Origin of the sequence: Pseudomonas sp. LM13 (genome assembly GCF_041381355.1) — a bacterium.
Classification (GTDB): Bacteria; Pseudomonadota; Gammaproteobacteria; order Pseudomonadales; family Pseudomonadaceae; genus Stutzerimonas; species Stutzerimonas frequens.
Genome location: NZ_JACBXH010000003.1, coordinates 22,006 through 35,061, shown reverse-complemented (window position 1 = coordinate 35,061; position 13,056 = coordinate 22,006). Strand labels below are relative to the sequence as shown.

At 63.2% G+C, this 13,056-nt stretch carries 15 protein-coding genes; 14 read left to right on the top strand and 1 reads right to left on the bottom strand.

Annotated features, from left to right (window positions below; all coding sequences use genetic code 11):
* Window positions 1-2 precede the first annotated feature (2 nt).
* The 13 genes from fliJ (at window position 3) to flhB (ending at window position 10,161) form a co-directional block, all read left to right on the top strand.
* On the top strand, window positions 3-455 hold the full coding sequence (gene fliJ / locus HZR81_RS03995; protein WP_063539856.1) for a flagellar export protein FliJ: 453 nt from the start codon (window positions 3-5) through the stop codon (window positions 453-455).
* A gap of 214 nt (window positions 456-669) precedes the next feature.
* Window positions 670-975: an STAS domain-containing protein gene (locus HZR81_RS03990; protein ID WP_110776515.1), complete on the top strand. Its 306-nt coding sequence runs from the start codon at window positions 670-672 to the stop codon at window positions 973-975.
* Window position 976: 1 nt separating this feature from the next.
* Entirely contained in the window at window positions 977-2,668 is a 1,692-nt protein-coding gene (locus tag HZR81_RS03985; RefSeq protein ID WP_500127391.1) for an ATP-binding SpoIIE family protein phosphatase, read from the top strand.
* A 28-nt stretch (window positions 2,669-2,696) separates the two neighbouring features.
* Window positions 2,697-3,047 (top strand): Hpt domain-containing protein, encoded by a 351-nt coding sequence (locus tag HZR81_RS03980; protein WP_063539854.1) that lies wholly within the window; start codon window positions 2,697-2,699, stop codon window positions 3,045-3,047.
* A gap of 173 nt (window positions 3,048-3,220) precedes the next feature.
* Window positions 3,221-4,456 carry a flagellar hook-length control protein FliK gene (locus HZR81_RS03975; RefSeq protein ID WP_500127390.1) on the top strand — a complete coding sequence of 412 codons (1,236 nt, stop codon included), beginning with the start codon at window positions 3,221-3,223 and terminating at the stop codon, window positions 4,454-4,456.
* 231 nt (window positions 4,457-4,687) lie between these two features.
* On the top strand, window positions 4,688-5,221 hold the full coding sequence (fliL, locus tag HZR81_RS03970; protein WP_063539852.1) for a flagellar basal body-associated protein FliL: 534 nt from the start codon (window positions 4,688-4,690) through the stop codon (window positions 5,219-5,221).
* Window positions 5,222-5,234: 13 nt separating this feature from the next.
* A complete protein-coding gene (fliM, locus tag HZR81_RS03965) occupies window positions 5,235-6,206 on the top strand; it encodes a flagellar motor switch protein FliM (RefSeq protein WP_013983226.1) in 972 nt (323 codons plus the stop codon).
* Between the two features lie 40 nt (window positions 6,207-6,246).
* Entirely contained in the window at window positions 6,247-6,732 is a 486-nt protein-coding gene (fliN, locus tag HZR81_RS03960) for a flagellar motor switch protein FliN (protein ID WP_063539851.1), read from the top strand.
* A gap of 1 nt (window position 6,733) precedes the next feature.
* Window positions 6,734-7,153 carry a flagellar biosynthetic protein FliO gene (fliO, locus tag HZR81_RS03955; RefSeq protein ID WP_500127389.1) on the top strand — a complete coding sequence of 140 codons (420 nt, stop codon included), beginning with the start codon at window positions 6,734-6,736 and terminating at the stop codon, window positions 7,151-7,153.
* Window positions 7,154-7,182: 29 nt separating this feature from the next.
* Complete coding sequence (gene fliP / locus HZR81_RS03950; RefSeq protein ID WP_231098769.1) at window positions 7,183-7,929, top strand: flagellar type III secretion system pore protein FliP; 747 nt, start codon at window positions 7,183-7,185, stop codon at window positions 7,927-7,929.
* An 11-nt stretch (window positions 7,930-7,940) separates the two neighbouring features.
* On the top strand, window positions 7,941-8,210 hold the full coding sequence (gene fliQ / locus HZR81_RS03945; protein WP_102832867.1) for a flagellar biosynthesis protein FliQ: 270 nt from the start codon (window positions 7,941-7,943) through the stop codon (window positions 8,208-8,210).
* 4 nt (window positions 8,211-8,214) lie between these two features.
* Window positions 8,215-8,991, top strand: a complete 777-nt coding sequence (gene fliR / locus HZR81_RS03940; protein ID WP_152481446.1) for a flagellar biosynthetic protein FliR — start codon at window positions 8,215-8,217, stop codon at window positions 8,989-8,991.
* 33 nt (window positions 8,992-9,024) lie between these two features.
* Window positions 9,025-10,161 (top strand): flagellar biosynthesis protein FlhB, encoded by a 1,137-nt coding sequence (gene flhB, locus HZR81_RS03935; protein WP_152481445.1) that lies wholly within the window; start codon window positions 9,025-9,027, stop codon window positions 10,159-10,161.
* Window positions 10,162-10,200: 39 nt separating this feature from the next.
* Here the strand turns inward: flhB and sodC are convergent, their stop codons facing one another.
* Entirely contained in the window at window positions 10,201-10,722 is a 522-nt protein-coding gene (sodC, locus tag HZR81_RS03930) for a superoxide dismutase family protein (RefSeq protein ID WP_063539846.1), read from the bottom strand.
* A 199-nt stretch (window positions 10,723-10,921) separates the two neighbouring features.
* Here sodC and flhA point away from each other — a divergent pair, with 199 nt between their 5' ends.
* Window positions 10,922-13,042: a flagellar biosynthesis protein FlhA gene (gene flhA, locus HZR81_RS03925; RefSeq protein WP_063539845.1), complete on the top strand. Its 2,121-nt coding sequence runs from the start codon at window positions 10,922-10,924 to the stop codon at window positions 13,040-13,042.
* Window positions 13,043-13,056: the final 14 nt, after the last annotated feature.

Below are 13,056 nucleotides of genomic sequence, written 5' to 3'. Positions count from 1 at the left end.
CGATGGCGGCCAGCCGAGCGGCACGCCTGGCGCCGGTGATCGAGATGGCCGAGAAGGCCGAGCAGGATGCCGCGCGCCTGCTCGGGCAGGGCCAGACGCAACTGAATCAGGCCGAAGCCAAGTTGGGAGAGCTGGAGCAATACTTCAGGGACTACCAGGAGCAATGGATGCAGCAGGGCAGCCAGGGCGTTTCCGGCCAGTGGCTGATGAACTACCAGCGCTTTCTGTCCCAGCTCGAGTCGGCCATCGCTCAGCAACAGCGTAGCGTCAACTGGTACCGCGACAATCTGCGCAAGCTGCGTGAGCAGTGGCAGCAGCGCCACGCGCGCGTCGAGGGGCTGAGCAAGCTGGTCGAGAGCTATCAGCGCGAGGCCCGTATCGCTGCCGACAAGCGTGAACAGAAGTTGCTCGACGAGTTTGCCCAGCGGCTGGCCGGAAGAGGGCGTGAGCATTGACCCGAACCGGCCGGATTCACGCTTGCCGTACCGCGGCGTGAATGTTAAATCTTGGCGGTGTTTCAGCGCGGCGATCCCGGTCGGGCCTGCGGCCTTGCCAGGCGAGGTCCTGATGGCGGTTCGTCGTTTTCAGCCGGTACACGGCTGTTTCATTTCGCCTTAGCGGCAACCGCTCGCAAGCGAGCTTCACGACGTACCGGATCAGGAGTGTCACATGACCATCACTTCGCAGCCTTCGGCGGATGGCCAGGAGCTGACCATTTCCATCAGTGGACGCTTCGACTTCAACGCGCATCAGGCCTTCCGCGATGCTTATCAGCGTCAGGACGTCCATCCGCAGCGCTACGTGGTGAACCTACAGGGCACGACCTACATGGACAGTTCGGCGCTGGGCATGCTGCTGCTGCTGCGTGACCATGCCGGGGGCGACGAAGCGGACATTCGCCTGCTCAACTGCAGCCCCGACGTGCGCAAGATCCTCTCGGTATCCAACTTCGAACAGCTGTTCGTGATCGCCTGAAATGCCCATGGGGCTGTCAATCCTGATCGCCGAGGACAGCCCGGTCGATCGGATGCTGCTTTCGACCATCGTCGCCAAGCAGGGGCATCGCGTGCTGACCGCCGCCGATGGACTTGAAGCGGTACAGCTGTTCGAGCGCGAGAAGCCGCAGCTGGTGCTCATGGACGCGCTGATGCCGGTGATGGATGGCTTCGAGGCGGCCCGGCGCATCAAGCAGTTGGCCGGCGACGAGCTGGTGCCGATCATCTTCCTGACGTCGCTGACCGAGCATCAGGCGCTGGTCAGTTGCCTCGAGGCAGGGGGTGACGACTTCATCGCCAAGCCCTACGACCCGATCATTCTCGAAGCCAAGATCCAGGCCATGCATCGCCTGCGCCGTCTGCAGGCGACAGTGCTCGAGCAGCGCGATTTGATCGTCCGGCGCAACCAGCAGCTGCTCGACGAGCATCGCGCGGCCAAGGCGATCTTCGACAAGGTTGCCCATGCTGGCTGTCTCAGCGCGCCTAACATCCGTTACCGGCAATCACCCCAGGCGCTGTTCAACGGCGATCTGCTGCTGGCTGCGCAGGCGCCGGCAGGGCAGATGTTCGTTCTGCTCGGTGATTTCACCGGCCATGGGCTGCCAGCGGCGATCGGCGCCATGCCGCTGGCGGAAACCTTCTATGGCATGACCGCCAAGGGCCATTCGAGCAACGACATCCTTCGCGAGATGAATGCCAAGCTCAAGCAGATCCTGCCGGTGGAGATGTTCTGCTGCGCAACGCTGCTGGACATCGACCCCAAGCAGGGGCGTTTACGCGTGTGGAACGGCGGTCTTCCTGATGGCTACCTGATTTCGGCGGATGGTCGGCAGACCCCGCTGGTGTCCCGGCATCTACCGCTGGGCGTCGTCTCGGCTGCGAAGCTGGATGACAAGTTCGAACACTATCCTGTGGCGCCGGGCGATCGGCTTCTGCTGCTTTCCGATGGGGTCGTGGAGAGCCGCAATGCCGACGACGAGCTGTTCGGTGAGCAGCGTCTGCTGGCCGCCCTGGCTGCCAACCGCGATCCGTCGCGGTTGTTCGACGAGATCGAGCAGGCGCTGCTCGACTTTCATGGCCAGCCCCACGACGATTTGAGCCTGGTCGAGGTCGTGGTCAGTGACGAAGCGGTGCCGATGCCGCTGGCGGCGCCGGTTTCGGCAAGTCGTGTACGTCCGATGGACTGGTCGTTTCGGATCGAACTGCGCGCCGACAGCCTGCGTGGCGGCAATCCGCTGCCCTCCGTGCTGCAGGTTCTCTTGCAGGTCAACCAGCTGCGTCCGCGAGCCGGTCAGATCTATACAGTGCTTGGCGAACTCTATTCCAATGCGCTGGAGCACGGCGTGCTGGGGCTCGATTCGACCCTCAAGTGCGATGGGGACGGCTTCAAGCGCTACTATGAGTTGCGTCAGCAGCGTTTGCAGACGCTTGCCGAGGGCCATGTGCACCTCGAGCTGAGCATCAAGACCGGCCCGCAGGGCGGACGATTGCGGGTCGCTATCAGCGACAGCGGCAGCGGGTTCGATGTGGCCCGGGCATTGCGGCTCGGGCTCGGCCGAGACCAGTTCAGCGGGCGCGGCTTGCACCTGGTGCGCGAGCTGAGCGATGGGTTCGAGTGGCGGCCGGACGGGCGAGGTCTGAGCGTAGAGTTCAGCTGGCCGCCTGAGGCATAATCCGGCCCTTTGAATCAGGAGTGTCCCGGTGACCAACACTCATCTCGATAGTGCCGTGCTCGCCACGCTGCAGGACGTGATGGAGGGTGAGTACCCGGCGCTGCTGGATACCTTCCTGACCGATTCCGAGGAGCGCGTCCGGCTGCTTCGCCAGGCGCTGCATTCGGATCAGAGCGAGTCACTGCGGCGTGCCGCGCATAGCTTCAAGGGCAGCTGCAGCAACATGGGCGCGACTTTGCTCGCCGAGCTTTGCCAGCAATTGGAGAGTGCCGCCCGCAATGAGCGGCTGGAGGATGCGCCGGCGCTGCTAGCGTCCATCGAGCGCGAGTTCGCCATCATCGGCATCCTGTTCCGCGCTGAGCGACAGCGTTACGGCTGAGCAGACGACTTTCTGGCGCTGTTCGGTCAAGTGGCGGTCGGAGGACTCTCAGTCCGCGCGGTAGCGTAAGTCGCGCTGCCGGTGGACCCTGGTCGCGCTCCGGGCGCCTCCCTCACGTCCTGGCCCAGAAATTGCTCTGTCACGCTCACGATCATTCGTGGCGGACTCATTCCATGGCTGTTACCCCCGACCTGCTGCTCAAGACCCCCACCGTCGATGTGCGTCCCAAGGCTTCGGCAAAAGCGCCGGATACGCCGCGCGAGAGCCGCGACGGCGGCGCAGCGAGCTTTTCCGACGTCTACGCACGGGAGCGCCAGACCCGGCCGACCGAGCGCGTCGAACGTGGCGATTCGTCTCGCGACAAACCTGTCGATGAAAAAAGCGAGGCGAAAGCGGCAGAGGCGAGCGGTGACGAAAAGCCGGCGGTTGCCGAAAGCGGCAATGCCTTGCCTGCCGCAAGCGAGTCGGACGAGGTGCCGGAGGCCGAACTGGATCCGCTTCTGATGCTGGGCCTTGGCGGCCAGTCCGTCGCGCCGAGCGAGATTCAGCCAATCGGCGAAGTCCAGCCAGAGACCCTGCTCTCCGGGTTGCCGGCCGTGCAGGGGCTGGTCAGTGATGACGGCGAGATCGCCGAGCCGACCATGACCAGCACGGGCTTGGTGAGCGATGAGCCGGTGGGGATGCAGAAAGCGGCCGCGCAACTGCACGATCCGCTGGCCCAGGCACAGCTCAAGGCCGACAACGATGATGGCTTCGCCAATGCGTTGCTGGCTGGCAGCGAGTCGCTCGAAGATGCGGAGACAGAGCTGAAACTGACAGCCGAGGAGCTGCTGGAAACGATTGATGCGCCCAAGGAGAGTCGGGCCTCGAGCCTTGGCGAGTCTGCCGCCGCCCGGGTCAATCCGTTGAGCCAGGCGATCGCGCAGCAGATTCAGCAGGCCCAGCGACCGGCGCTGGTGCCGGGACAGCCGGTCCAGGTGCAGCAATCCGGCTGGAGCGAGGCCGTGGTGGATCGGGTGATGTGGATGTCCAGCCAGAACCTGAAATCGGCTGAGATTCAGCTTGACCCCGCCGAGCTTGGACGCATGGAAGTGCGTATCGAAATGACCAAGGACCAGGCGCAGGTCACCTTCCTCAGTCCTCACGCTGGCGTACGTGACGCGCTTGAAGGACAGATGCAGCGTTTGCGCGAAATGTTCAACCAGCAGGGTATGAGCCTGATGGACGTCAATGTCTCCGATCAGTCGCTGGCGCGCGGCTGGCAGGGCGGGGCGGACGGCGGTTCGTCGAGGGGCGGCTCCTCCGGTGCGTCCGATATGGCTATCGAGGACGATCAGCAGAGCGGTATCAGCGAGATTTCGAGTACCCGCACCGGTGGCGATCGCGGCCTGGTCGACTACTACGCCTGAGTCGTGTTGCCTCCACTCCGGCGCGTCCAGCCTCGGGGTGCGCCGGTTTTCCGCCGTCTGTCTGGATAGCCGTCGCGGCCCGTTGCGGTCGCCGTGACTGCAGCCTTTTCCTGATACCTTTTCGCTAACGGAACGACATACCCTAGCGCGCTGGCGCCGGCACGTTGGCACAGCTGTTGCTCCTAACTTCGCACAATCGGGTCGAAACGCTGTTGATGACGGATATTTGGCATGGCTAAGAAACAGGCTCCACCGGTAGTGCCGCCAACCGGGCCGGAAGCGCCTCAGGCAAGCAAAGGGAAGCTGAAACTCATTCTGGTGATCGTGGTCGCCATGTTGGTGGCTGTGGGGCTTTCGATCGGCGGTACGCTTTACTTCATGAGCAAGGGTGATGGCCTGGACAGTGACAAGGCGGAAGAAGCCCCAGCCACCGCTTCGGGTAAGCAGCCGGCGATCTATGAGGTGCTGATGCCGGCCTTCGTGGTCAACTACAGCCACAAGGGGCGGCAGCGGTATATGCAGGTGAGCATCGCGCTGATGTCGCGTGACCAGGCCGCTCTGGATGCGCTGAAGGTGCATATGCCGTTGTTGCGTAACCGGCTGGTGATGCTGTTCTCGAGTCAGGATTTCGAGGCGCTGAAAACGCCGGTAGGCAAGGAAATGCTGCGTCAGCAGGCCACTGCCAGCGTGCAGGAACTGGCGCAGAAGGAAATCGGCAAACTTGCCGTCGAGCAAGTGCTGTTCACCAACTTCGTATTGCAATAGAAGGCTGCCGCAGATGGCTGTTCAAGACCTGCTCTCGCAAGACGAGATCGATGCGCTCCTGCATGGGGTCGACGACGGTCTGGTGGATACCGAAAGCGATTCCGAGCCGGGGTCCATCAAGAGCTACGACCTGACCAGTCAGGATCGCATCGTGCGCGGGCGCATGCCCACGCTGGAAATGATCAACGAACGTTTCGCCCGTTATACCCGCATCAGCATGTTCAACCTGCTGCGGCGTTCGGCCGATGTCTCGGTCGGTGGCGTCCAGGTGATGAAGTTCGGCGAGTACGTGCACTCGCTGTACGTGCCGACCAGCCTCAACCTGGTGAAGATGAAGCCGTTGCGTGGCACGGCGCTGTTCATTCTCGACGCCAAGCTGGTGTTCAAGCTGGTGGACAACTTCTTCGGTGGCGACGGCCGCCACGCCAAGATCGAGGGTCGCGAATTTACCCCGACCGAGTTGCGCGTGGTGCGCATGGTGCTGGATCAGGCCTTCGCCGACCTGAAAGAAGCCTGGCACGCGGTGCTGGACGTCAACTTCGAGTACGTCAACTCGGAAGTGAACCCGGCGCTGGCAAACATCGTCAGCCCCAGCGAGGTGGTGGTGGTTTCCACCTTCCATATCGAGCTGGACAGTGGCGGCGGAGATCTGCACGTGACCATGCCTTATTCGATGATCGAGCCTATTCGCGAGATGCTCGATGCCGGCTTCCAGTCGGATGTCAGCGACCAGGACGAGCGTTGGGTCAAGGCGCTGCGCGAGGACATTCTCGACGTCAACGTGCCGCTGGGGGCCACCGTCGTGCGCCGCCAGCTCAAGTTGCGCGACATCCTCAACATGCAGCCAGGGGACGTCATTCCCGTGGAAATGCCGGAAGACATGATCATGCGTGCCAATGGCATGCCGGCCTTCAAGGTCAAGCTGGGCGCCCACAAGGGCAACCTGGCGCTGCAGGTGCTGGAGCCCGTGGTTCGCCCACGCTGACTCCGCCCTTTACTCAATTCGAGCCGTTCGAGGACTAGCGATGGCAGACGAACACGACAATACATCCCCCGAGGAGCAGGCGCTGGCCGACGAGTGGGCCGCGGCCCTGGCCGAAGCCGGCGATGCCAGCCAGGACGATATCGATGCGCTGCTGAACCAGGGGCCGGCAGCGGCGGCGCCTGCCGCACCGACTGCGCCGCGCGCACCGCTGGAGGATTTCGCCAGTGCGCCGAAGTCCTCCGGAGGTGTTCAGCTGGGGCTTGAGGGGCCGAACCTGGATGTCATTCTGGATATTCCGGTGTCCATTTCGATGGAAGTGGGCAGCACGGAAATCAGCATCCGCAACCTGCTGCAGCTCAATCAGGGCTCGGTGGTCGAGCTCGACCGCCTGGCCGGCGAGCCGCTGGATGTACTGGTCAACGGTACGCTCATCGCTCATGGCGAGGTGGTAGTGGTCAACGAGAAGTTCGGCATCCGGTTGACCGATGTGATCAGCCCCACCGAACGCATCAAGAAGTTGCGTTGACATGCGCGGCCTGGCATTGCTGGCGGTGCTCTTGGCGTTCCCGGTGTGGGCGGCGGAGCCGACTGCGAGTATGAGCAGCAGCGCCATGGGCGCACAGCTGAGCAAGCTGCTGCTCGGCCTGTTGCTGGTGATCGGGTTGATCTTCCTGCTCGCCTGGCTGCTGCGTCGCGTGCAGCAGCTGAATCCACGTGGCACCCAGGTGATCAAGCTGATCTCCAGCCAGGCGCTGGGTCCGCGCGAGCGGCTGGTGCTGGTGCAGGTCGGCGGCGAACAGATCCTCATCGGCCTGAGCGGCGGCCGCATCACGCCGCTGCACGTGATGAAGGAGCCCGTGCACCTGCCGGATGCCGAGCCGGCCAATCCCGAATTCGCCCAGCGTCTGATGGAGCTGCTCGGCAAGGACCACAAGGACAAGCCTTGATGTTGCGCATTCTGCTGCTGGCCGCGCTTATGCTGGTCGGCCCTCTCGCTGTCGCGCAGGAGTCGTCCGGCATCCTGGCGCAGGGCGACAATCCGCTGTCGATCCCTGCGATCACCCTGACTACCGATGCCGAGGGGCAGCAGGAGTATTCGGTCAGCCTGCAGATCCTGCTGATCATGACGGCGCTGAGCTTCATTCCGGCGTTCGTCATGCTGATGACCAGCTTCACCCGAATCATCATCGTGTTTTCCATCCTGCGTCAGGCCCTGGGCCTGCAGCAGACGCCGTCGAATCAGATCCTCGTCGGCCTGACGCTGTTTCTCACGCTGTTCATCATGGCCCCGGTGTTCGACCGGATTAACCAGGAGGCGCTGCAGCCTTACCTGAGCGAGCAGATTCCGGCACAGGAAGCGATCAGCCGCGCCGAGGTGCCGCTGAAGAACTTCATGCTGGCGCAGACGCGCGAGAGCGATCTGGAGCTGTTCGTGCGCTTGTCACGGCGCACCGACATCACCTCGCCCGAGGCGGCACCGATGACCATCCTGGTGCCGGCGTTCGTCACCTCCGAGCTGAAAACGGCGTTTCAGATCGGCTTCATGATCTTCATCCCGTTTCTGATCATCGACATGGTGGTGGCCAGCGTGCTGATGGCGATGGGCATGATGATGCTCTCGCCGCTAATCATCTCGCTGCCGTTCAAGATCATGCTGTTCGTGCTGGTCGATGGCTGGGGGCTGATCATCGGCACCCTGGCCGGCAGCTTCGGCACCCTGTAGGAGGGACGCGAATGACACCGGAAGTGGCGGTGGACCTGTTTCGCGAAGGGCTGTGGATGACCGCGATGATCGTCGGCGTGCTGGTGGTGCCGAGCCTGCTGGTCGGTCTGGTGGTGGCGATGTTTCAGGCCGCAACGCAGATCAACGAGCAGACCCTGAGCTTCCTGCCGCGCCTGCTGGTGATGCTGCTGACGATGATCTGGGCCGGCCCCTGGCTGGTGCGCGAGCTGATGGAGTACACGCAGAACCTCGTGCAGAACATCCCGTTGCTGATCGGTTAGCCCGATGCTGGAGCTGAGCAATGCACAGATCGGCGGCTGGGTGGCGCAGTTTCTGCTGCCGCTGTTTCGCATAGCTGCATTGCTCATGAGCATGCCGCTCATCGGTACCCAGCTGGTGCCGATGCGTGTACGCCTGTATCTGGCTCTGGCGATCGCACTGGTCCTGGTGCCGACGCTGCCGCCGATGCCTGCGGTCGATTCGCTCAGCCTGCGGTCTTTGCTGCTGATTGCCGAGCAACTGGTGATTGGTGTGATGCTCGGCTTCGTCCTGCAGCTGTTCTTTCATGTTTTCATCGTCTCGGGCCAGCTGCTGGCGATGCAGATGGGCCTCGGTTTCGCCTCGATGGTCGACCCGGCCAATGGCATCTCGGTGCCCGTGCTCGGCCAGTTCTTCAACATGCTGGTGATCCTGCTGTTCCTCTCGGTCAACGGCCATCTGGTGGTGCTGGAAATCCTCGCCGAGAGCTTCGTCACCCTGCCGGTAGGGGCTGGCCTGTCGACCAATCACTTCTGGGAAGTGGCCGGCAAGTTGGGCTGGGTACTGGGTGCCGGCTTGTTGCTGGTGCTGCCGGCGATCACCGCGCTGCTGGTGGTCAACCTCGCGTTCGGCCTGATGACCCGTGCGGCGCCGCAGTTGAACATCTTCTCCATTGGCTTTCCGCTGACCCTGGTGCTCGGCCTGTTCATCGTCTGGATCGGTATGGCCGATATCTTCGCCCAATACCAGATATTCGTCAGCGAGGCACTGATGATGCTGCGCGAGCTGGCGGGGGCACGCTGATGAACCGGGCCCTGTACCTGACGGAGGTCGCGCATGGCTGAGAGCGAAAGCGGCGCCGACAAAAGCGAGGAACCCACAGAGAAACGCCTGCGCGAATCACGCGAGAAAGGGCAGCTGGCACGTTCCCGCGAACTCAGCACGGTGGCGGTAACGCTGGGTGGTATCGGCGGGTTGCTGGCGTCCGGTGGGGGCCTGGCGCAAGCCCTGATGGCCATGATGCAGGGCACGTTCGAGCTCAGCCGCGAAACGCTGCTGGACGAGGGCTCCATGGCGAGTCTGTTGATGGGCAGCGGTCTGATGGCGCTGGAGGCGATCATGCCCCTGCTGATCGCATTGTTGATCGCATCGATTGTCGGCCCGGTGGCACTGGGCGGCTGGCTGTTCTCGGCCAAGGCGATGGCGCCCAAGGTCAGCAGGATGAATCCAGCGGCCGGCCTTAAACGCATGTTTTCCACTCAAGCGTTGGTCGAGTTGCTGAAGGCGCTGGGCAAGTTCCTCGTCGTGCTCAGCGTTGCGCTGCTGGTGTTGTCGGCGTATCAGGACGACCTGCTGTCCATCGCCAAGCAGCCGCTGGACCTCGCCATCATGCACAGCGTCGAGATCGTCGGCTGGTGCGCCCTGTGGATGGCCTGCGGGCTGATCATCATCGCGGCGGTGGACGTGCCGTTCCAGCTTTGGGACAACAAGCAGAAGCTGATGATGACCAAGCAGGAGGTCAAGGACGAATACAAGGATTCCGAGGGCAAGCCGGAGGTCAAGTCGCGCATCCGCCAGCTGCAGCGTGAGGCTGCGCAGCGGCGCATGATGCAGGCGGTGCCCGAGGCCGACGTGGTGATCACCAACCCGACGCACTTCGCCGTCGCGCTGAAATACGACGGCGACAAGGGCGGTGCACCGCGGCTAGTGGCCAAGGGTGGCGACTTCGTGGCGCTGAAGATTCGTGAAATCGCCCAGGAGCACAAGGTGACGGTGCTGGAATCGCCGGCGCTGGCGCGGGCGGTGTACTACTCCACCGAGCTGGATCATGAGATCCCGGCTGGCCTTTATCTGGCCGTGGCACAGGTGCTGGCCTACGTCTATCAGTTGCGTCAGTACCGCGCGGGCAAGGGGCGCCGACCCGAGCCGTTGAACAATCTGCCGATTCCGCCGGACCTGCGGCGCGACGAGTGATCCGGCCGGGTGACGGGTTGCGTCGCCCGGCCGCAGCGCTTATTCGATTACGCCGCAGGCGACACGTGCGCCGCCACCGCCCAGTGGCTGCGGATGGTCGGAATGGTTGTCGCCACCCTGATGGACCATCAGCGCCAGGCCCTTGATGTCGCCCAGGCTCTTCAGGCGTGGTGCCAGTACCGGCTGGTTGGCCTTGCCTTCGCTGTCGACGTAGAGCGCGGGCAGGTCGCCCATATGCCCGTCGCCCCAGGGTTCGCCGTGCTTGCCGCTGTTCTTCGGGTCCCAGTGTCCGGTCGCAGCCGCCGCCGCGGTTGGCTTGCCATCGACTTCGGCCGGCTCGCAGCTGCCTTTGGCATGAATATGAAAGCCATGGATGCCGGGCTGCAGGTCGGCAAGCTCGGGACGGAACACCAGGCCGTACTCATTGCTTTCGATCTTCACGCTGCCCACGGATTCTCCGATGCCCTGGGCGGTGACGGCGTTGATCTCGACGTTCAGCGTTTCCGCCTGGGCGGCGAAGGCGGTGCAGCCGGCTAGGGCGGCGATGATCCACTGTTTCATCTGAAAGCTCCTTTTGCGCAGACGGCGACGGAGTGCCGCCGGTAGCAACTGTGACTGCCGACGCTGCATGGCGTTCGCACCGCCCCGCGGTATAGAGCACGCTGGTAGCCGATGCGGCAAAGAGTTGGACCCCTTCTTGCTATAGCCCCGGCAGGGCGCATTTCGCGTCAAGAATTCGTTCTGTATTTCCGGGGTTTCTGTGGATCGCACGCAACTCGTCAATATTCGCAACGGCCTGGCAGGCGCGGGGCGCGGCAATCTCGGCGTACCGCTGCTGTTGCTCGTGATGATGGGCATGATGATGCTGTCGGTGCCGCCGCTCCTCCTGGATCTGCTGTTCACCTTCAACATCGCGCTATCGATTGTCGTGCTGCTGGTCAGCGTCTATGCGCTGCGGCCGCTGGACTTCGCCGTTTTCCCGACCATCCTGCTGGTCGCGACCCTGATGCGTCTGGCACTTAACGTTGCCTCGACCCGGGTGGTGCTGATCAACGGCCATGAAGGCGGCTCGGCCGCTGGCCACGTGATCGAGGCCTTCGGCAACGTGGTGATCGGCGGCAATTACGTCGTGGGTATCGTCGTCTTCGCGATTCTGATGATCATCAACTTCGTCGTGGTCACCAAGGGCGCCGGACGCATCTCGGAAGTCAGCGCACGCTTCACCCTCGACGCCATGCCCGGTAAGCAGATGGCGATCGACGCCGACCTCAACGCCGGCCTGATCGACCAGGAAGAAGCCAAGAAGCGCCGCAGCGAGGTTTCCTCGGAGGCCGACTTCTACGGCTCTATGGACGGTGCTTCGAAATTCGTGCGCGGTGATGCCATTGCCGGCCTGCTGATTCTTTTCATCAACCTGATCGGCGGCGTCGGCATCGGCATGGCGCAGCACGGCATGAGCTTCAGTGAGGCAGGCCAGGTCTATGCGTTGCTGACCATTGGTGACGGTCTGGTCGCACAGATTCCTTCCCTTCTGCTGTCCACCGCAGCAGCCATCATGGTGACCCGCGTCACCAGTTCGGAGGATATGGGGCAGCAGGTGCAGCGGCAGATGTTCGCCTCGCCCAAGGCGCTGGCGGTGTCGGCAGCGATCATGATTGCCATGGGGCTGGTCCCGGGCATGCCGCATATGTCCTTCCTCGGCCTTGGTGCCGCGGCTGCAGCAGGTGCCTATTGGATCTGGCACCGCCAGAAGCAGTCCGTCAAGAAGACCGAGCAGGAGGTGCAGAAGCAGCAGGAGATGCTGCCCGCGCAACGAGCCGCCGAAACCAAGGAGCTGGGCTGGGACGACGTGACTCCGGTCGATATGGTCGGCCTGGAGGTCGGTTATCGTCTGATCCCGCTGGTCGATCGTAATCAGGGGGGGCAGCTGCTGGCGCGAATCAAGGGTGTGCGCAAGAAGCTCTCGCAGGACCTGGGTTTTCTCATGCCTTCGGTCCATATCCGCGACAACCTCGACCTGTTACCCAACGCCTATCGCTTGACGCTGATGGGCGTGAGCCTGGCCGAGGCGGAGGTCTATCCGGATCGCGAGCTGGCGATCAATCCGGGCCAGGTGTTCGGCCCACTCAACGGCATTGCCGCCAAGGATCCGGCATTCGGGCTGGAGGCGGTGTGGATCGAGACCAGCCAGCGCGATCAGGCACAGTCGCTGGGTTATACGGTGGTGGATGCCAGCACTGTCGTCGCCACGCACCTCAACCAGGTGCTGTACAAGCATGCGCACGAGCTGCTGGGGCACGAGGAAGTGCAGCAGCTACTGCAGCTGCTGGCCAAGAGCTCGCCCAAGCTCGCCGAGGAGCTGGTGCCTGGCATGGTGTCGCTCTCCACGCTGCTCAAGGTCTTGCAGGCGCTGTTGCAGGAGCAGGTTCCCGTGCGCGACATCCGCACCATCGCCGAGGCTATCGCCAACGTGGCCGCCAAGAGTCAAGATCCCGCCGCGATGGTGGCTGCGGTGCGCGTTGCGCTATCCCGCGCAATCGTGCAAAACGTTGTGGGACTAGAGCCGGAGCTGCCTGTGATCACCCTTGAGCCCCGATTGGAACAGATCTTGCTCAATAGCCTGCAGAAGGCTGGGCAGGGCTCCGATGACGGCATCCTGCTGGAGCCGGGAATGGCCGAAAAGTTGCAACGGTCTCTGGTAGAAGCGGCACAGCGTCAAGAAATGCTCGGCAAACCGGCGGTTCTGCTGGTCGCCGGCCCGGTCAGGGCGATGCTGTCGCGGTTCGCAAGGCTGGCAGTGCCGAACATCCATGTTCTGGCCTACCAGGAAATACCGGACAACAAGCAGGTCACCATCGTCTCGACGGTGGGTCAGAATTAACCGAGGGTACAGGC

Coding starts and splice junctions, on each gene's coding strand:
- fliJ (WP_063539856.1), top strand. CDS start 3: ATGGCGGCCAGCCGAGCGGCACGCCTGGCGCCGGTGATCGAGATGGCC.
- HZR81_RS03990 (WP_110776515.1), top strand. CDS start 670: ATGACCATCACTTCGCAGCCTTCGGCGGATGGCCAGGAGCTGACCATT.
- HZR81_RS03985 (WP_500127391.1), top strand. CDS start 977: ATGCCCATGGGGCTGTCAATCCTGATCGCCGAGGACAGCCCGGTCGAT.
- HZR81_RS03975 (WP_500127390.1), top strand. CDS start 3,221: ATGGCTGTTACCCCCGACCTGCTGCTCAAGACCCCCACCGTCGATGTG.
- fliL (WP_063539852.1), top strand. CDS start 4,688: ATGGCTAAGAAACAGGCTCCACCGGTAGTGCCGCCAACCGGGCCGGAA.
- fliM (WP_013983226.1), top strand. CDS start 5,235: ATGGCTGTTCAAGACCTGCTCTCGCAAGACGAGATCGATGCGCTCCTG.
- fliN (WP_063539851.1), top strand. CDS start 6,247: ATGGCAGACGAACACGACAATACATCCCCCGAGGAGCAGGCGCTGGCC.
- fliO (WP_500127389.1), top strand. CDS start 6,734: ATGCGCGGCCTGGCATTGCTGGCGGTGCTCTTGGCGTTCCCGGTGTGG.
- fliP (WP_231098769.1), top strand. CDS start 7,183: ATGCTGGTCGGCCCTCTCGCTGTCGCGCAGGAGTCGTCCGGCATCCTG.
- fliQ (WP_102832867.1), top strand. CDS start 7,941: ATGACACCGGAAGTGGCGGTGGACCTGTTTCGCGAAGGGCTGTGGATG.
- fliR (WP_152481446.1), top strand. CDS start 8,215: ATGCTGGAGCTGAGCAATGCACAGATCGGCGGCTGGGTGGCGCAGTTT.
- flhB (WP_152481445.1), top strand. CDS start 9,025: ATGGCTGAGAGCGAAAGCGGCGCCGACAAAAGCGAGGAACCCACAGAG.
- sodC (WP_063539846.1), bottom strand. CDS start 10,722: ATGAAACAGTGGATCATCGCCGCCCTAGCCGGCTGCACCGCCTTCGCC.